Consider the following 17,566-nt stretch of genomic DNA (forward strand, 5'->3'; position numbering starts at 1 on the left):
GCGGTCCGCCGCCGCGGTGGATAGCTTCGCTGTCCAACATCAATGCTTGTCAGCGGAGCTATTCACCGCGGCGGCGGACCGCTCATTCACTCATTCGCAATGATAAACTGTCCTTCTTCAAATTTAACAATTGGAACCCGGCGGTTTTCGTTCGACTGGCTGTAGTCGAAGCCGGCAATGAGGTAGTCTTCGCGCTCGCTTTTCAGCGGCGGTCCCTGGGGAAGCACGCCCCGGTTGCGGGCAAGCATGCGGCCGAAGAACAGCAGCATGTCGTAGCCCTGGTAGGCAAAAACGGACGGAATGATGTTGCGGGTTTCCAGATACGCCTGATTGAAGCTCTCCACCTCCGGCCGTTTGTTGTCCACGAAATCTGGATAGAGCAGGTATAACTCGCTGCGCTCGAAGACCGAAAGCGAATTTTTGGTAAAATCAAAAGCCCCGGACGTAGCGATCACGGGAGCCGTTACCTTTCGCGCCGAAAGCGTTTTTAGTAGTTTGGGTCCGGTTTTTTCGTCGCTGCTCACCAGCAGAATATGGGCCGCCCGGCTGGCTTCGGTCAGGGTGATCTGTTCGGTGTCGCCGGCCAGTTTCTTGAATTCAAGGATCTGGAACCCGACTTTCCGGGCCTCCTGCTGATAGATGGCGGCCAGCGTTGAGTCTTTGCGCGTGCTGCCAAAATAAATGGCGACCCGTTTGCCCATGCCCAGCGTACGGGCAAAAGTCAGGGTTTGCAGGGCTTGCTGGGTGAGCGACGGCTGGGCCAGAAACGCCAGCGGCTGACTGGCCACCAGTTCGCTGCTGGTCGAAATGGGATTGACCAGCGGCAGGCCGTTGCGGCTGGCAAATTCAGTGGCAATCCGGTTGGGTTCGGCGTAAAGCGGCCCGAACAGCAGGTCGTTCTGAATGAACGACGGGTTGTTGAGCAGTTCGGTCATCTTCGCCGCGTCGTTTTCCACGTCATAGGCAAACAGATTGACCGTAACGCCTTCCTGCTGCAGCTTTTCCTGGGCCAGCTTCATCCCGTTGTACAAATCCAGCGCATACTGGTTCGAACGGGCCGTTCCGCCCGGGTTCAACTGGTTCAGGCGGAAAGGAAACAGCACGCCGACATTGAAGTAACCTTTGTTGCGGTTCCGCTCCGGACGGGCCGGATTCACGCCCGATGCCGTCGTGGAGGCCACCGGCTCGGTGACCGCAGGCCGGTTGGAAGCCGAAGCCGTCGGAACGCCGAAGCGGTTGGTCAGCCGGTCGGAAAGCTCCAGGTCCGAGCGGTCCGTGGACGTCCGCTGAATGAGGTCGATGAGCGCCAGGGCCAGGTTTCGGTTGTCGGGATATTCCCGTTGCAGCGATTTCAACCGGTTCAGCTCCGTGATGCGGGCAAAATGGGCGGACTCCAGCTTCTGCACATCGGCTTTCAGGGAAGTTCCGGAAAGGCGCGACAGAAAGGTCAGCCCTTCCTCGTACAGCCCGCCTTCAAAACTGGCCGCGGCCATCAGGTAATAGGCGTCGTCGGCCTTGTTCCAGTCCGGAAAACGGTCGAGCAGCTGCCGGAGCATCAGCCGGGCGCCGGTTTGATTTTTAAGGCGAAAATCGGCCAGGGCGTGGTAATAGTGGGCATACGGGCCGAGGCCGTCCCGCCGCTGAAGCAGGGGCGTCAGTTCGGCTTTGGCTTTTTCGTACTGTCCCTGCTGCACGAGCTGAACCCCCTGGCGGTAGCGGCGCTCGGCCGCGTCCTGGGCCCGGGCGATTCCCACCGTGAGGCAGAGAACGGCGAAAAGAATATTCTGTAGGTAACGAAGCGTCATGTCAGTACTAACAGCTTTGGGGCGGGTAGGGTTATGTTCCTGCAAAGGTACGACCGGAATCCATCAACCGTACCGAAGGGGGGGACAAAGATTAAGGGGCTGTCCATGATTTTTCGGATCATAGCCAGCCCCCCAATCGGTCCGCGTCTGCGCCTATTTTTTCTTGGTCCGCTGGTCGGCCCGTTTCTGGGCTTCTTCGGCTTTCTTCTTGGCTTCTTCCGCCTGTTGCAGCGACCGTTGCAGCATGTCCTGGAACTTGGACTTCTTGCCTTCGCCGCGCTCGAACTTCTTCTTGTTCTCGTCGAGCACCACCCGGATTTTGTCTTCGTTGACAAAGCGGCGGATCAGCTGCTGCTGCGCAATCGTCACCACGTTGGACACGAAGTAGTACCAGGTCAGACCCGCCGGGAACGAGTTCAGAATGAACATGAACATCAGCGGGAAAATGTACGCCATCGCCTTCATGTTGATCGGGCTGTTGGGCTGGGCGGGCGTCATCTGGTTGTTGTACCAGGCGTACGCCAGGCTGGAGGCCGTCATCAGGATGGTGAACAGGCTGATGTGGTCGCCGGCAAACGGCAGACCAAACGGCAGGTTGATAAACGAGTCGTAGGTCGAGAGGTCACTCGCCCACAGGAACGGCTTCTGCCGGAGTTCGATCAGGTTCGGAAACAGGAAGAACAGCGACATCAGGATCGGCATCGTCGCCAGCACCGGAATACAGCCGCTCAGCGGACTGACGCCGACCTGCTGGTAAAGCTTCATCTGCTCGGACTGCATCTTGGCCATGTCGTCGCCGACGCGCTCCTTGATTTCGTTGATTTCCGGCGTCAGGACCCGCATCTTGGCCATGCTCACGTACGATTTGTAGGTCAGCGGCGTCAGCAGCGCCTTAACGATGAGCACCAGCACCACGATCAGGATACCGTAGTTGCTGAACACCTTCTCCAGCAGGTTGAACATCGGCACGAAGAAGAACTTGTTCAGCGGCTTCAGGACGGCGTAACCGAGGTAAACGTTGCGGTCGAATTCCGGGGCCACTTCGTCCAGAATCTGGTAGTCGTTGGGGCCGAAAAAGAAGCGGAAGTTGCCCTTGCCGGTTTTCAGGTCGCCCATCGGCAACTGCACGTCGGCCACGGCGAGCTTCACATACGAACTGTCAGCCGGGTTCACCAGCGTCCGGAACGTCGCCTTTTGCAGGGGTGAATTTTTGGCAACAAAGCTCGCCAGGAAATACTTGTGCTTGATAGAATACCACTGCACCGGCTCTTCGACGATCTGCTCGCGGTTGCCGGTCGCATCTTTGGGCAGTTCCTCGAAGTTCTCGTCGCCCGTCAGGTAGTGAATGGTCGCTTCCTTGCGGTTTTCGTTGAGGTCATTTTCAAACTGCCGCATCTTGTCCTGCCATACGAACCGGACGTTGTCGTTGGTGACGAGGCGGTCCATGCCCGTCAGTTTGAGGTCATACTCGACCGTGTAGCCTTCGGCCGGGATCGTGTAGGTCTGTTCGACGGTCTGTCCGCCCGCCAGCGCCAGCCGGAAGGTGACTTTCTGGCCGCTGCCCGAAACGGTCGAACGGGCCGGGGCGTCGGTCGTGAAGTAAAGCTTTTCGAGGTTGATCCGGCCGCGGTTGGTGGGCAGTTCCATCACCATTTCGCTGCTCTGTTCGTCAAACAGAACGAGGGGCTGGTTCGGCTGGCCGAAGGGCTGGTATTTTTTAAGAACAACTTCTTTCACGCGACCGCCCTGGGTGCTGAACGTGAAGCGAACGTCGGCGTTTTCAACGACCACATCCTGCGTCTGGCCGATAGCGGCGGCGGCAAAATCGCCGTACTGGGCCCGGGCGGCGGCAGAGTCGATAGGCTGGTCAGGCCGGGCTTTCTGAAGCGCGTTGGGGGAGGGCTGCGACTGAGCCGATTTTTTCTGGGGTTCTTTTTCCGGCTGCGGCTTTGGCATCAGCAACTGATACCCAAGCAGCATCGCCAGGATGAGGACAATTCCTACTACTTGATTACGATCCATTCTTTATTTTAGGTATGAGGTATGAGGTATGAAAGAAGAGGCAACGGACCGGTTGGCGATCACCTCATGCTTCATACCGCATACCTCATACCTGTTTTCGTTTTTTTGCAAAACTACGGCATTCCCGCGCCTTAACCAACATTCGCCGGGGTGTCCACCAGGCGTTTCTGCTGGGAGAAGGCCAGTGCGGCCTTTATGAAATGCACAAACAGCGGCTGCGGGCTCATGACCGTGCTTTTCAGCTCCGGGTGAAACTGCACGCCGACGAACCACGGGTGATTTTTTAATTCGACGATCTCGACCAGACCCGTCTCCGGATTAATCCCCGTAGCAATCATACCTGCCTTTTCAAACTGGGTCAGGTACTCGTTGTTGAACTCGTACCGGTGCCGGTGCCGTTCGCTGATCTGGGTTTTGCCGTAGACGGCATGGGCGTGCGATTCTTTCTTGATCTTACACGGATACGCCCCCAGACGCATGGTGCCGCCGAGGTTTTTCACCTGCTTCTGGCTTTCCATCATGTCGATAACGGGATGCGGCGTGGTCGGGTTCATTTCCGACGAATGCGCGTCGCTCATTCCCAGTACGTTGCGGGCAAATTCGATCACGGCGCACTGCATCCCGAGGCAGATGCCGAAGAACGGAATTCCGGCCTCCCGGGCGTACTGAATCGTGTTGATCTTGCCTTCAATGCCGCGTTCGCCAAAACCGGGGGCGACCAGAATACCGTCCAGATCGCGCAGCTTGTCGTGCAGGTTTTCGGGGTTGGCCAGCGTTTCCGACTGAATCCACTCGATATTGACCTTGCACTCGTTGGCCGCTCCGGCATGGATGAACGCCTCGGCGATGGACTTGTACGCATCGTGCAGTTCCACGTACTTCCCGACCAGACCAATCGTCACGGAGTCCGATGGATTCTTGAGGCGGCCGAGGAAGTCCTTCCAGGCGTCGAGATCGGCGTCCTGGTCGTTGTAGATGTCGAGCATGTACAGCGCCCGCTGGTCGAGTTTTTCTTTCTTCATCAGCAGAGGCACGTCGTAGATCGTCTCGGCGTCGATGGCTTCGATGACCGAGCTGACCTGCACGTTGCAGAACAGCGCGATTTTGCGGCGGATATCCGGCGGTAGCGGGTGTTCGGTGCGGCAGACGATGATGTCCGGCTGAACGCCCGTTTCGAGCAGCATCCGGACCGAGTGCTGGGTGGGCTTCGTTTTGAGCTCACCCGCCGAGGCCAGGTACGGAATCAGGGTCAGGTGAATCACCAGCGTGTCGTTTTCGCCCAGCTCGAACTTCAGCTGGCGCACCGCTTCGATGAACGGCAGCGACTCGATATCGCCCACACAGCCACCGATTTCGGTGATGATGATGTCGTATTCACCCGTTTCGCCCAGCAGCCGGATGTTGCGTTTGATCTCGTCGGTGATGTGCGGTACGACCTGCACCGTTTTGCCGAGGAAATCGCCGCGCCGTTCGCGGGTGATAACGTTGTTGTAAATACGTCCCGTGGTGATGTTGTTGGCCTGCGATGTCCGGATGTTCAGGAAGCGTTCGTAGTGGCCCAGATCAAGGTCCGTTTCGGCCCCATCGTCCGTCACGTAGCATTCCCCGTGTTCGTAGGGATTCAGCGTACCGGGGTCAATGTTGATGTAGGGGTCGAATTTTTGAATCGTGACCGAAAGGCCACGAGATTGAAGCAATTTGGCAAGTGAAGAAGCAATAATGCCCTTGCCGAGAGAAGATGTCACACCGCCCGTAACAAAAATGTACTTGGCGGTTTTCTGACCGGGTATAGCCATGTCGAAACCGTGTTTGCGTCGTTACGGGATGTAAAGGTACGGAGAATTTGGCGGAGGGGAAAGAAAAAAGTCGGGGGATTGGGATAAGGATTTGGCAGTCAGCAGAAATAAATCCGGACGGGTTTTCGGAAGAAGAAAAAGAGAGCAGTTGTTTGTTTCTCGCAGATTATCACAGATTTTATGCGCAGATTCAAAAATAGCTGCGCTAATCTGCGTCAGAAATTTGTGATAATCTGCGAGAAACAAACACCTTTCCGTCCATGCACTCATTCCATTTTTCCACCGATTACATCCTCGAAAACGACGGAGTCCGCCTCCGCCCCCTGACCCTCGACGACGTTTCCAACCTGCTCCACTTCTCCCTGCACGAACCTGAACTGTGGCAGTATTCGCTCGTACAGGCGGGCGGCGAAGAGGCCCTGCGCCACTACATCCGACAGGCCGTAGAAGCGCGGGAAGCCGGGCGGGAATATCCGTTTATCGTCTTCGACAAATCGCAGAATGTCTTTGCCGGAAGTACCCGTTTTTACGACATCCAGTTGGAGAACCGGACCCTGCTGCTGGGCTACACCTGGTACGGTAAAAATCACCAGGGAACGGGTCTGAACAAGCACTGCAAATACCTGCTGCTGCAATTTGCGTTCGAAACGATGGGCATGGAGCGGGTCGAGTTCCGGGCCGACAATGCCAACCAGCGCAGCATCCGGGCCATGAAAAGCATCGGCTGCGTGGAAGAGGGCCTGCTGCGGAGCCACGGCCGCCGTCCGGATGGTTCGCGGCGGGACAGCATCGTTCTGAGCATCCTCCGAAACGAGTGGTTCAATGGCGTAAAGGAAACTCTCGGCGCAAAACTTGCCCGGGTTTAGTCCGCCCTGCCAGCGGTCGCAAACCTTGACAGGGTTCCCTAAATCAACCCCGCAGCTCCCGTAGGTTTCCAGCCTTGCCCGGCACCGGCCTTATCCGTCAGCGAAGCGACTCAGGGACTGGCGGTGCTTCTCCGGAATTTTCAGGGTCCGGTCGGTAGAACTGAGCCGGAAGTTGCCTTTTTTACTTAAATAATTGTACCTAAACCCGATAATTTTGTATGAAACGTTTCATGGTCGCAATAGCTGCGCTGTTGCTTCATGGGCTTACGCCAACCGCGAAGGCCCAGCAGATTTCCCGCGAAGAACTGATTTTTTTAACGCCCGAATGGAAAGGCGAACGGTTCCCCGACGGTCGTCCCAAGGTGCCGGATGCCATTCTGAAGCGCATGAAGCTCGTTACGCTCGAAGAAGCCTGGGCCGTGCTGAAAGGCGACAATTTTAAACACCAGTACGCCGAAGGCTGGCAGTGCATCAATCCCGACAGCGTGCTGGTGGGCCGCGCCGTAACGGCCACTTTCATGCCCGGTCGCCCGGACGTGCACCGGGTCATCGATAAAAAAGGCCACGAAAAAGACGGCCGGGTGAAGTCCCAGAACTCCTGGCCGATCGACATGCTTGTGAAAGGCGATGTGTACGTAGTCGACCAGTTTGGCGCGCACGAGGACGGCCCGACCATCGGCGACAACCTCGGCAACTCGATTTACGCCAAAACCGGCAACGGCATCGTCTACGAAGGAGCCGTCCGCGACGTGGCCGGGCTGAAGGAAATCGGCGGTTTTACCTCCTTCTTCCGGTCGTACCACCCCTCGCACCACCTCAACAACCCGGACGGCGACCTGAACACCACGCTCGTCGGAATCAACCGCCCGACGCGCATCGGCGGAGCGATGGTCATGCCCGGCGATGTGGTGCTGGGTCGCAATGGAGCCGTCATGTTCATTCCGCCGCATCTGGCCGAGAAAGTGGTAAAAACCTCCGAAATCGTGCGGCTGCGGGATATGTTCGGGCACCAGCGCCTCCGGGAGCAGAAATACACCCCGGGCCAGATCGACAGCCGCTGGTCGGCGGACATCGAGAAGGACTTTTCGCAGTGGCTCAACGCCTACATCGACAAACTGCCCGTTCCCAAAGAGCAGATTCAGGAATACCTCAAAACCCGTACCTGGTAACGGCCTTCCAAAGTGTATCCACGGGCTTCAGCCCGTGAATGGCTAAGAGAAATCGAACCGTCCCCCTCACAGGCTGAAGCCTGTGGATACTCCATTTTAAGCCAAAACCTCCGGGCTGAAGCCCGCCTACAGCATGAAAACTTCCCGTCGTTCCTTTCTCACCAAAAGCGCCATTGCCACGGCACTGGCCGCCGGTTCTTTATCCAATACCTTCGGAGAAGGTCTCGAAACGGCCGTAGACCGGACCCCCAAATCCTCCGCCCCGTCGGACCTGAAAATCACCGATATCAAATGCGGTTACATCCGCAACGGCCACAGTCTGTTCGTCAAAGTCCATACCAACCAGGGCATCTGGGGCTGCGGCGAAGCCGTCGACGCTACGCCGGGGACCTACCACCTCGTCAAGATGATGGGCGACCGCATCCGGGGAAAAAGCCCGCTGAACGTCCACCGGATTTTTGAGGATGTCCGCCGCGCCGGATTTTTTGAAGGGGCGCAGGCAGGGATGTACATCTCCGTCCTGTCGGCGGTCGAAACGGCGCTGTGGGATCTGGTCGGCAAAGCCCTTGGCATGCCGGTCTATCAGCTGCTGGGCGGAAAATTCCGCGATAAAATCCGGGTTTACTGCGATACGGGAGCCTATCGGGAAAAGGACACCAGCCCCGAATCCTTCGCCCGGTCGGCCAAGCGGGCCGTGGATATGGGCTTCAACGCCGTCAAATTCGACATCGACGAGCGCAACGATCCCAGCAAGTACGATGCCTACAACTGGACCGCCAGCCAGGGCGAACTGCAGCGGATGTACAACCAGATCGCGGCCGTCCGGCAGGCGGTTGGTCCCAAAATCGACATCTGCGTGGACATGCACGGCCGCTACGACGTCACGACGGGTCGCAGGGTGGCGAAGATGATGGAGCCGCTCAATCTGCTGTTTCTGGAAGAGCCCATTCCGGCCGAAAACGCCGAGGCCTACCGACAGGTACGCGAAGCGTCCAACACGCCCATCTGCGCCGGGGAAAACCATTATCTGGCGCACGGCTTCCGGAAGCTGCTCGAAATTGGGGCCGTGGACATCATCATGCCGGATTTGCAGAAAGCGGGCGGACTGGGCGAGGCGCAGCGCATTGCCAACCTGTCGAACCTCTACTACGTTCCGTTTGCGCCGCACATGGTGGCTTCCTACCTCGGCGCAATGGCTTCTTCGCACGTGTGCGCTTCGGTGCCCAACTTCCTGATTCTGGAATGGCAGATTTATTTCCACGACGATCCGATGTTCAAGGATATTGTGACCTTCGACGGACCGATGGTAAAAGACGGCTTCATTCCGCTGTCCGAAAAGCCCGGTATCGGCGTCGAAATCAACGAGGAAGGCATGAAGAAATACGCCACCAAGGACGTGCCGTTCTTTGTGTAAGAGAGACAAGAGATTAGAGAAAAGAAGAAAGAGAAGGGAGGGAAGTGATGAGGGACATTGGACGAGGGAGATTTGACAAATAGACAATAGACATTAGACAAGAGACTAGTGGTCAGTGGTCAGTGACAGAAGAACTAAGATGTGTTTTTGGGAATGGCGAGGAAGCTGCCTGGTGAGACTGCTCGCTGAACTGTGTCAGGCCACAGGGTGAATAGAAGGAAAGAAAAGCCTACATTCACAACTATGACCGACCAATTCGATTTTGAGGCCTTCAAACAGGCCGCCATCAAGGGCCTTTACGAAGGTAAACCCCTGACGGGAGAGAACGGTTTGTTTGCGCCTCTGCTGAAGCACTTTTTAGAGTCCGCTTTGGAAGGGGAAATGGATAGTCACCTCGCCCAGACTCGGCAGGTAGAACAGAACCGACGTAACGGCAAGACAACCAAGCGCGTCAAAAGCAGTGCCGGTTTGCTAGACTTACAGACGCCCCGCGACCGTACGGGTAGCTACCAGCCTCAGCTTGTGCCCAAGCGCCAGGTAGTACTCACACCCCAACTTGAGCAGAAGGTATTATCACTCTACAGCGTGGGTAACAGCTATGCCGACATCAGCCAGCACTTGCAGGAGATGTATGGCTACGCACTCTCCGACAGCGAGTTAACGGCCATTACTGACAAAGTCATTCCTGCTATGCGGGAGTGGCAGAACCGGCCTTTGGAGAGCCTATATACCCTGGTCTGGCTCGATGGTATTTATTACAAAGTGCGCCACGAGGGGCGTGTGGTAAGTCGGGTGCTCTACAGCGTGATCGGCCTGAATCTGTCAGGCAAAAAGCAGGTGTTGGGCATTTATACAGCAGAAACCGAGTCAGCCAAGTTCTGGCTTTCGGTGCTCACCGACCTCAAACAGCGGGGTGTAGAGGACCTGTTGATCACATGTGTGGACGGCCTAAAGGGCTTCGATGTGGCCATCAACAACGTTTACCCAGCCGCCACCGTCCAGCTTTGTATTGTCCATCAGCTACGCAATTCTTTCCGCTTCGTACCCGATAAGTTGCTCAAAGACTTCGCTAAAGATCTTAAGACGGTCTATCAGGCTCCAGACCGGGAGCAGGCCATGGAAAACTTACTACTGGTACAGGAGCGATGGGGCGGTATGTACCCCAAAGCCGTTCAACCGTGGCTCGACAAATGGGAATTACTCTCGCCCTTTTTCGACTATCCGCCTGCTATTCGCAAGGTAATGTATACGACCAATACGGTAGAGGGCTACCATCGTCAGTTACGCAAGGTTACCAAAACAAAAGGAGCTTTCAGCTCGGATGTTGCCCTGCAAAAATTAGTCTATTTGACGGTTCAAAACCTGCAAATCAAATGGGAAACGACCACCTACAACTGGAAGGAAGTCGTCAACCAGTTTAGTATTATCTTTGAAGAACGCATCAAACAACATCGCTTCGACTAGAACCCTAGGCTGACACAGTTCAGCAAGCACTCCCTGCCTGGTTGCCTGTCTTTGTCCTGTGTCGCTTGTCTCTCCTCTCTTGTCCATAATCTCTTTTCTCTAATCTCTTTTCTCTCCTCTCTTGTCCTTTCTCTTTTCTCCCTTCTCTTTTCTCTTTTTCATTGTCTTTTATCGCTTGTCTTCAATATTTGCAGATTGAATACAACCCATAACCAAGTATCGAATGAGAATGCAACAAACCATGCGCTGGTTTGGTCCCAACGATCCGGTTTCCCTGATGGATATCCGGCAGGCGGGCTGCTCCGGCGTGGTAACAGCCCTGCACCAGATTCCGGTCGGTGAGGTCTGGTCGATTGAGGAGATCGAAGCCCGGAAGAAACTGGTCGAGGCGGCCAATGATCGTTATTCCCCGCTGCACTGGGCGGTGGTCGAAAGCCTGCCGGTCCACGAAGACATCAAGAAAGCCCGCCCCGAACGGGAACGGTACATCGAAAATTACAAACAATCCCTCCGGAATCTGGCCGCCTGCGGTATCCGGACGGTCTGCTACAACTTCATGCCGGTGCTGGACTGGTCGCGGACGAATCTCCGGTACGAAATGCCCGACGGCTCGCTGGCGCTGCGGTTCGAGAAGGAAGCCTTCGTCGCGTTTGATGTCTGCATCCTGAAACGCCCCGGTGCCGAAGCCGATTACCCGGCCGAACAGGTGGCCTCCGCAAAAGCCCGGTTTGACCGGATGACGCCCGCCCAGATCGAGAACCTCTCGGCGACGGTGTTGCTCGGGCTGCCGGGGTCGGAAGAAAGCTTTACGCTCGAAACGTTTCAGGGCCTGCTGGACGAATACGCGGCCATCGGCGACCAGCAGCTTCGCCAGAACCTCTATTATTTCGTTCAGCAGGTAGCGCCCGTCGCGCAGGAGGTGGGCGTCAATCTGTGCATTCACCCGGACGATCCCCCGTTCCCGTTGTTGGGTCTGCCGCGCGTCGTCGGTACGGAGGCCGATCTGGCACAGCTTATGGCGGCCTGCGACCTCAGGGCCAACGGCATTACCTTCTGCACCGGCTCGCTGGGCGTCCGCCCCGACAACGACCTGCCGGGCATGGTCCGCCGCTTCGGCGACCGGATTCACTTCATCCACCTCCGGACCACCAAACGCGACGAGCAGGGCAACTTCTTCGAAGCCGACCACCTGGCGGGCGATGTGGACATGTACGCTGTGGTGAAGGAGCTTGTGCTCGAACAGCGCCGCCGGGCAGAAGCCGGGCTGGGCCTAACGTCCATCCCGATGCGGCCGGACCACGGACACCAGATGCTCGATGATCTGAAGAAAACAACGTACCCCGGCTATTCGGCCATCGGGCGGCTGCGCGGGCTGGCCGAACTCCGCGGACTGGAACTGGGCATCGTGCGGGGGCTGGAAGAAAACGGAGTTGTGTCGCGGAAGATGGCGGAGGAAAGTCAGGTGTAGCACAAACGCCGCTTCCTCGTTTTAACTCTGTTAAACGCTGAGAATAGCCTTAATTTATGAAAAACCTACTGTTCCTGTTTGTCCTGCTTTCCACCCTTTGCCGCGCCGACGATGGCTACCGGCTTTGGCTCAAATACGATTTGATTAAAGACGCCGCCCGCCGCGCCGAGTACGCCGGGGCAGCTCAGTTCATTGCCGCGGCGGACAAAAGCCCCGTCGTGCAAACGGCGGCCCAGGAGCTTCAGGCCGGTTTGCAGGGTCTTCTGGGCAAGCCGGTGGCGATGGCGCCGGGCGCAGGCGGGAAGACCGGCGGCATTCTGCTGACGGTCGATGCCAATACCAATACGGCCAATGCGGAAGGTTACCAGATCACCCGCCGGCAGAACAACATTGTGGTGTCGGCCAAAACACCGGCGGGCGTCCTGTACGGCACGTTTGCGCTGCTGCGTCACCTGCAGACCGGGCAGTCGCTGGCAAATCTGGCCCTGAGCAGCAGTCCGAAGGTGAAAATCCGGATGCTGAATCACTGGGACAATGTCAACGGCTCCATTGAACGGGGGTACGCCGGTTCGAGTCTCTGGAAATGGTACGAACTGCCCGAGCGGCTGGACCCGCGCTACCGCGATTATGCCCGCGCCAACGCTTCGCTGGGCATCAACGGCACGGTGCTCAACAACGTGAATGCCAGCCCGCGCTTCATGACGACCGAGTACCTCAGAAAGGTAGCGGCCCTGGCCGGCGTTTTCCGGCCCTACGGCATCAAGGTGTACCTGTCGGTGTATTTCCCGGCGCCGAAAACAATCGGCAGACTGCCGGGCGCCGACCCGCTCGACCCGCAGACGCAGCAGTGGTGGAACGCCAAGGTGAAGGAAATCTACGGCCTCATTCCCGACTTCGGCGGCTTTCTGGTCAAGGCCAATTCGGAAGGCGAACCGGGTCCGCAGGATTACGGCCGCAGCCACGCCGACGGGGCCAATATGCTGGGCAAGGCGCTGGAACCGTACGAGGGCGTGGTGCTCTGGCGGGCGTTCGTCTACAAAGCCGACCCGAAAGGCGACCGGTTCAAAGCCGCCTACGAAGAGTTTAAGCCCTTCGACGGCAAGTTTCACCCCAAAGTGATCGTGCAGGTGAAGAACGGCCCGATCGACTTTCAGGTCCGGGAGCCGTTCAGCCCGCTGTTCGGAGCGATGCCGCAGACGCCGCTGGCGATGGAATTTCAGCTGACGCAGGAATACCTTGGGTTCGCCACGCATCTGGTCTTCGAAGCGCCGCTGTTCAAGGAAACGCTGGATTCGGACACTTACGCGAAAGGCAAAGGCTCGACGGTGGCGAAGGTCATCGACGGCAGTGTGCACGGTTATCCGCTGACGGCAATGGCGGGCGTGGCCAACACCGGCTCCGACCGCAACTGGACGGGCCACACCATGGGCCAGGCCAACTGGTACGCCTATGGACGGCTGGCCTGGGACCACACGCTGCCTTCCGAACAGATCGCCGGCGAATGGGTGCGGATGACGCTGACCCAGGAACCCAATGCGGTAAAACGGATCACGAACCTGCTGATGAGGTCGCGCGAAACCTACGTCGATTACACCAATCCGCTGGGTCTGCACCACATCATGGGCTACGGCATTCACTACGGACCGGAGCCCTGGCTCGACCGCGCCCCGCGCCCCGACTGGCGGCACACCTACTACCACCGCGCCGATTCGATCGGCGTCGGCTTCGACCGCACGGCTTCGGGCAGCAACGCCCTGGCGCTGTACGCTCCCGAGGTGCAGAAACAGTGGAACAAACCCGAAACCTGTCCGCTGCCGTACCTGCTCTGGTTTCACCACGTGCCCTGGACCCAAAAGCTCAGCACGGGCCGTACGCTCTGGGACGAACTTTGCACCCGGTACTATTCCGGAGCCGAGGCCGTGGCGGGCATGCAGAAAGAATGGGATGCCGTTCGGCCTGCGGTGGACCCCGAAATTTTTGATGACGTAGCCGGGCGACTGGCCGTTCAGCGCAAGGAAGCGCTCTGGTGGCGCGACGCCTGTGTGCTGTATTTCCAGCAGTTTTCAAAGCAGCCGATTCCGGCCCCGCTGCCTAAGCCGGAGCGGACGCTGGCCGAGGTAAAAGAACTGGTGGATATTTATCAGATGCGATAGGGGTTGTTTCTCGCCGATTTACGCCGATTTCAGACGCCGATTTGTAGTAATCAGCGCAAATCCGCGTAAATCGGCGAGAACCGCCCCACTAATTTGTCATTTTCAACTTTTACATACTTTGACTATTTTCTCTCTCGAAGGCAAAGTCGCCCTCATCACCGGTGGAGGAACCGGTATCGGATTCGATATTGCCAAATGCATGATTGAAGCCGGGGCCACCGTGGTCATCACCGGTCGTCGGGAACAGCCGCTGCAGGACGCCGTGGCCCAACTGGGCGAACGGGCGCATTATTTCACCAACGACGTCACCGACCTGGCGGGTCTGGAGCCGCTGGTGGAGGCCATCGAAGCCAAACTCGGCCCGGTTGATATTCTGGTGAACAACGCCGGAATCAACATGAAAAAACCGGCTCTGGACGTTTCGGACGAAGATTTCGGGCGGATCATCAATACCAACCTGAACGCCGTTTTTGCCCTTACGCGGACCTGCGCCCGGCGCATGGTGGAACGGCAGAGCGGCAGCATCATCATGATCACTTCCATGGCGGCCTATTACGGCATCGACCGGGTGGCGGCTTATGCGGCTTCCAAATCAGCCGTGGCCGGTATGGTGAAAGTGCTGGCTTCGGAATGGTCCGGGAAAAACGTGCGCATCAACGCCATTGCCCCGGGCTTTATCGAAACCGAAATGAGTCGTACGGCCATGAACAACGATCCCGAACGCCGCGACCGGGCCATGCGCCGCACCCCGATGGGGAAATTCGGCAAACCCGAGGACATCGGCTGGGCGGCGGTCTACCTCGCTTCCGACGCCGCGAAGTACGTAACAGGCGCTTCCCTGCCGGTCGATGGAGGGAACTCGGTTGGGTTCTAACCGTAACGCGGAGTGATACTCCGAAAAAACCTGTAACGCGGAGTATCACTCCGCGCAGACCCGTAAGAGCCAAAATTAAAAGCCAAATCCTGCGGTTTTTCGCGGAGTATCACTCCGCGTTACAGGTCCTTCACGCACCGAAAGCCAACGTGCATCAGGCTGGTTTCCGGAGAGGTAAACGACCGTCCGGAAACCCGGTAGCCGTGGCACCAGCCCGGTTCACAGAGAAACGAACCGCCGCGCTGTACCTTTTCGGTCGGGTTCTGCGGCGGTGTTCCGGCCACCAGGTCCGCGTAGTTCTGTTTCCAGTCGTCGCACCATTCCCAGACGTTGCCCGACATATCCGTCAGTCCCAGCGGGGTTTTTCCAAACTGCCCGACCGGCGAGGTGTGGTGAAAGCCGTCCGCCACGGCATCGTGCTGCGGAAACCTGCCGTTCCAGGTGTTGGCCAGAAAGTTGCCGGAGGCATCCTGCAAGTCGTTTCCAAACGGGTATTTGGTGCGGCTGTTGACCCCGTTGCGGGCGGCGTGTTCCCATTCAAATTCCGAGGGCAGGCGTTTCCCGGCCCAGCGGGCGTAGGCGACGGCGTCGTTCCAGGACACCTGCGTAACGGGGTGGTTGTCCGGCGCGGCGGGCTCGCCGGGGCCCTGCGGATGGTGCCAGGAGGCTCCCGCTTTCAGGGCCCATTGCCCGGTTTCTTCGTTGAGCGTGCCGCCGTCGCCAAACGTTTCGGCCTGCGTGCGGTAATGGGTCGTTTCCACAAACTTCCGGAAGTCCGCCACCGTAACGGGGTGTTCGTCCATAAAAAACGGCCTGATCTGCACCCAGAACAGCGGTTTTTCCCACTCCATACCGGCCTCATCCCCAATCTGGGTCTGCCCGCCCGGAACCAGAACCATCCCCGGCGGCGGAGTCCGGCCGGCTACCGGCAGGGCCACAGAAGCCGGAGAAGGCTTCTCGGCAAAGAGGGTCACCCCGGAAGAATACGCCCGGCTTTCCGGCTCCGACTGGCAGGCAAAGACCAGGCAACTCGCCGCGATGAGGATTGTACGCATATAAGTTCGTTTAAGGTGTAAAGTTTAAGGTTGAACGCAAGAGCAACCGCGAGAGGCTTTTCACTTTCAACGTTAAACCCTAAACTTTACACTCTTTTAATAAATCGCATTCAACCCGAAGATCGGTTTGTTGGTTTTCCATTTGCCCCGGGTGAAATCCGGGATTTCGACCGGTTTGCTGCCCTGGGCGATGCTTTGTTCGGACAGCGGACTGATCACGCTCCAGGCGGCGGCATCGTACACGTCGATGGGCGGCGCGGTCTGCGCCTTGATGGATTCGATGAACGCCCGCAGCACAAAGAAGTCAATGCCGCCATGCCCGGCGTTCTCGGCCGACTGGGCGTGCTGCTTCCAGAGCGGGTGATCGTATTTTTCCTGATACGCCGCAAACGGCTCCCACTGGTGCGCTTTCTGGCTGACGCCTTCGAGGTAAATCGTGTCGCCATCGTCCATCCAGATGCCCTGCGTGCCCTGCGCCCGGAAGCCCAGCGAATAGGGGCGGGGCGAGTTGGTGTCGTGCATGATGACAATATTTTCCCCGTTGGCGCACTGGATTACGGTCGTAACGACGTCGCCCAGTTTAAAATTCACCTTGGCGTTGGGATGGTCGGGGCCGCCTTTATCGACCACGTATTTGTGCAGACTGCGGGCTTTGGTGGCGGTGCTGGTCAGGTGCGTAAAGCGGTTGCCCCGGTTGATGTTCATCCAGTGCGCCACGGGACCGAGGCCGTGCGTGGGGTACAGGTCGCCGTTGCGGTCCACGGAGTGCTGGGTGCGCCAGCGGGCTTCCGAAATGGCTTTTTCGCCAAATTCCACCCCGCCGCCATGCGCCCGTTTCCCGTCGTTGAACTTCACTTCCCGCAGGTCGTGCTGGTAGCCGCAGTGGGCGTACAGCATTTCGCCGAACATCCCCTGCCGGATCATGTTGAGCACGGCCATTACGTCGCGGCGATAGCAGACGTTTTCGAGCAGCATGCAGTGCGAGCCGGTTTTCTCGAACGTATTGACCAGGTCCCACGACTCTTTCAGCGTGACCGTTGCCGACACTTCCAGGCCCGCGTACTTGCCCGCTTTCATGGTGGCGACGGCCATGGGCGTATGCCATTCCCAGGGCGTCGCGATGACAACCCCGTCGATATCGTCGCGCTTGAGGAGGTTCAGGAAATCCTGATCGCCTTTGGCGTAGACTGCCGGTTCTTTACGGCCCGCTTTCTGAATCATGGCGTTGGATTTGGCGATGGCGTCCGGGTCAACGTCGCAGATGGCCGTCACCTCCACGTCGTCGCGGTAGAGGGCCTGTTGCAGGTGATTGCGGCCGCGCAGGCCCACGCCGATAAACGCCAGCCGGACTTTGGACAGGACCGGCGGCGGGGCGGCCTGTAGGAGCGAAGAGGCAAACGGCAGCGCGGCTCCCGTCAGGGCGGCCGTGCGGAGGAAGGAACGACGGGTAGTGGAGTTCATGGAAGGGAATGGTTTGTCA

At 58.0% G+C, this 17,566-nt stretch carries 12 protein-coding genes; 7 read left to right on the forward strand and 5 right to left on the reverse strand.

Annotation, left to right across the window (positions count from 1 at the left end; genetic code table 11):
• Positions 1-86 precede the first annotated feature (86 nt).
• The 3 genes from ORG26_RS21990 to ORG26_RS22000 form a co-directional block, all read right to left on the reverse strand.
• On the reverse strand, positions 87-1,805 hold the full coding sequence (locus ORG26_RS21990) for an ABC transporter substrate-binding protein (protein WP_266365694.1): 1,719 nt from the start codon (positions 1,803-1,805) through the stop codon (positions 87-89).
• A gap of 153 nt (positions 1,806-1,958) precedes the next feature.
• Complete coding sequence (yidC, locus tag ORG26_RS21995) at positions 1,959-3,827, reverse strand: membrane protein insertase YidC (protein ID WP_266365696.1); 1,869 nt, start codon at positions 3,825-3,827, stop codon at positions 1,959-1,961.
• A gap of 131 nt (positions 3,828-3,958) precedes the next feature.
• Positions 3,959-5,623 carry a CTP synthase gene (locus tag ORG26_RS22000; RefSeq protein ID WP_266365698.1) on the reverse strand — a complete coding sequence of 555 codons (1,665 nt, stop codon included), beginning with the start codon at positions 5,621-5,623 and terminating at the stop codon, positions 3,959-3,961.
• 260 nt (positions 5,624-5,883) lie between these two features.
• On the opposite strand from ORG26_RS22000, the gene ORG26_RS22005 reads away from it, so the two are divergent.
• The 7 genes from ORG26_RS22005 (at position 5,884) to ORG26_RS22035 (ending at position 15,031) form a co-directional block, all read left to right on the forward strand.
• Positions 5,884-6,489 (forward strand): GNAT family N-acetyltransferase, encoded by a 606-nt coding sequence (locus tag ORG26_RS22005; RefSeq protein ID WP_266365700.1) that lies wholly within the window; start codon positions 5,884-5,886, stop codon positions 6,487-6,489.
• Positions 6,490-6,719: 230 nt separating this feature from the next.
• Positions 6,720-7,658, forward strand: coding sequence for an RraA family protein (locus ORG26_RS22010; RefSeq protein ID WP_407704834.1), 939 nt, complete (start codon positions 6,720-6,722; stop codon positions 7,656-7,658).
• 133 nt (positions 7,659-7,791) lie between these two features.
• Positions 7,792-9,072: a mandelate racemase/muconate lactonizing enzyme family protein gene (locus ORG26_RS22015; protein WP_266365704.1), complete on the forward strand. Its 1,281-nt coding sequence runs from the start codon at positions 7,792-7,794 to the stop codon at positions 9,070-9,072.
• Positions 9,073-9,315: 243 nt separating this feature from the next.
• The gene (locus tag ORG26_RS22020) at positions 9,316-10,536 is read left to right on the forward strand and encodes an IS256 family transposase (protein WP_266362045.1); all 1,221 of its coding nucleotides are present in this window, start codon (positions 9,316-9,318) and stop codon (positions 10,534-10,536) included.
• A 223-nt stretch (positions 10,537-10,759) separates the two neighbouring features.
• Complete coding sequence (uxuA, locus tag ORG26_RS22025) at positions 10,760-12,004, forward strand: mannonate dehydratase (protein WP_266365706.1); 1,245 nt, start codon at positions 10,760-10,762, stop codon at positions 12,002-12,004.
• A 56-nt stretch (positions 12,005-12,060) separates the two neighbouring features.
• Positions 12,061-14,157: an alpha-glucuronidase family glycosyl hydrolase gene (locus ORG26_RS22030; RefSeq protein ID WP_266365708.1), complete on the forward strand. Its 2,097-nt coding sequence runs from the start codon at positions 12,061-12,063 to the stop codon at positions 14,155-14,157.
• Between the two features lie 118 nt (positions 14,158-14,275).
• The gene (locus ORG26_RS22035; RefSeq protein WP_266365710.1) at positions 14,276-15,031 is read left to right on the forward strand and encodes an SDR family NAD(P)-dependent oxidoreductase; all 756 of its coding nucleotides are present in this window, start codon (positions 14,276-14,278) and stop codon (positions 15,029-15,031) included.
• A 119-nt stretch (positions 15,032-15,150) separates the two neighbouring features.
• Here ORG26_RS22035 and ORG26_RS22040 read toward each other — a convergent pair whose 3' ends face one another.
• Together ORG26_RS22040 and ORG26_RS22045 are read right to left on the reverse strand one after the other, a co-directional pair.
• Positions 15,151-16,086, reverse strand: coding sequence for a formylglycine-generating enzyme family protein (locus ORG26_RS22040; RefSeq protein ID WP_266365712.1), 936 nt, complete (start codon positions 16,084-16,086; stop codon positions 15,151-15,153).
• 96 nt (positions 16,087-16,182) lie between these two features.
• The gene (locus ORG26_RS22045) at positions 16,183-17,547 is read right to left on the reverse strand and encodes a Gfo/Idh/MocA family protein (RefSeq protein ID WP_266365714.1); all 1,365 of its coding nucleotides are present in this window, start codon (positions 17,545-17,547) and stop codon (positions 16,183-16,185) included.
• Between the last annotated feature and the right edge of the window lie 19 nt (positions 17,548-17,566).

The sequence above is a fragment of the Tellurirhabdus rosea genome, from assembly GCF_026278345.1.
Taxonomy (GTDB): Bacteria; Bacteroidota; Bacteroidia; order Cytophagales; family Spirosomataceae; genus Tellurirhabdus; species Tellurirhabdus rosea.

Coding starts and splice junctions, on each gene's coding strand:
- ORG26_RS21990 (WP_266365694.1), bottom strand. CDS start 1,805: ATGACGCTTCGTTACCTACAGAATATTCTTTTCGCCGTTCTCTGCCTC.
- yidC (WP_266365696.1), bottom strand. CDS start 3,827: ATGGATCGTAATCAAGTAGTAGGAATTGTCCTCATCCTGGCGATGCTG.
- ORG26_RS22000 (WP_266365698.1), bottom strand. CDS start 5,623: ATGGCTATACCCGGTCAGAAAACCGCCAAGTACATTTTTGTTACGGGC.
- ORG26_RS22005 (WP_266365700.1), top strand. CDS start 5,884: ATGCACTCATTCCATTTTTCCACCGATTACATCCTCGAAAACGACGGA.
- ORG26_RS22010 (WP_407704834.1), top strand. CDS start 6,720: ATGGTCGCAATAGCTGCGCTGTTGCTTCATGGGCTTACGCCAACCGCG.
- ORG26_RS22015 (WP_266365704.1), top strand. CDS start 7,792: ATGAAAACTTCCCGTCGTTCCTTTCTCACCAAAAGCGCCATTGCCACG.
- ORG26_RS22020 (WP_266362045.1), top strand. CDS start 9,316: ATGACCGACCAATTCGATTTTGAGGCCTTCAAACAGGCCGCCATCAAG.
- uxuA (WP_266365706.1), top strand. CDS start 10,760: ATGAGAATGCAACAAACCATGCGCTGGTTTGGTCCCAACGATCCGGTT.
- ORG26_RS22030 (WP_266365708.1), top strand. CDS start 12,061: ATGAAAAACCTACTGTTCCTGTTTGTCCTGCTTTCCACCCTTTGCCGC.
- ORG26_RS22040 (WP_266365712.1), bottom strand. CDS start 16,086: ATGCGTACAATCCTCATCGCGGCGAGTTGCCTGGTCTTTGCCTGCCAG.
- ORG26_RS22045 (WP_266365714.1), bottom strand. CDS start 17,547: ATGAACTCCACTACCCGTCGTTCCTTCCTCCGCACGGCCGCCCTGACG.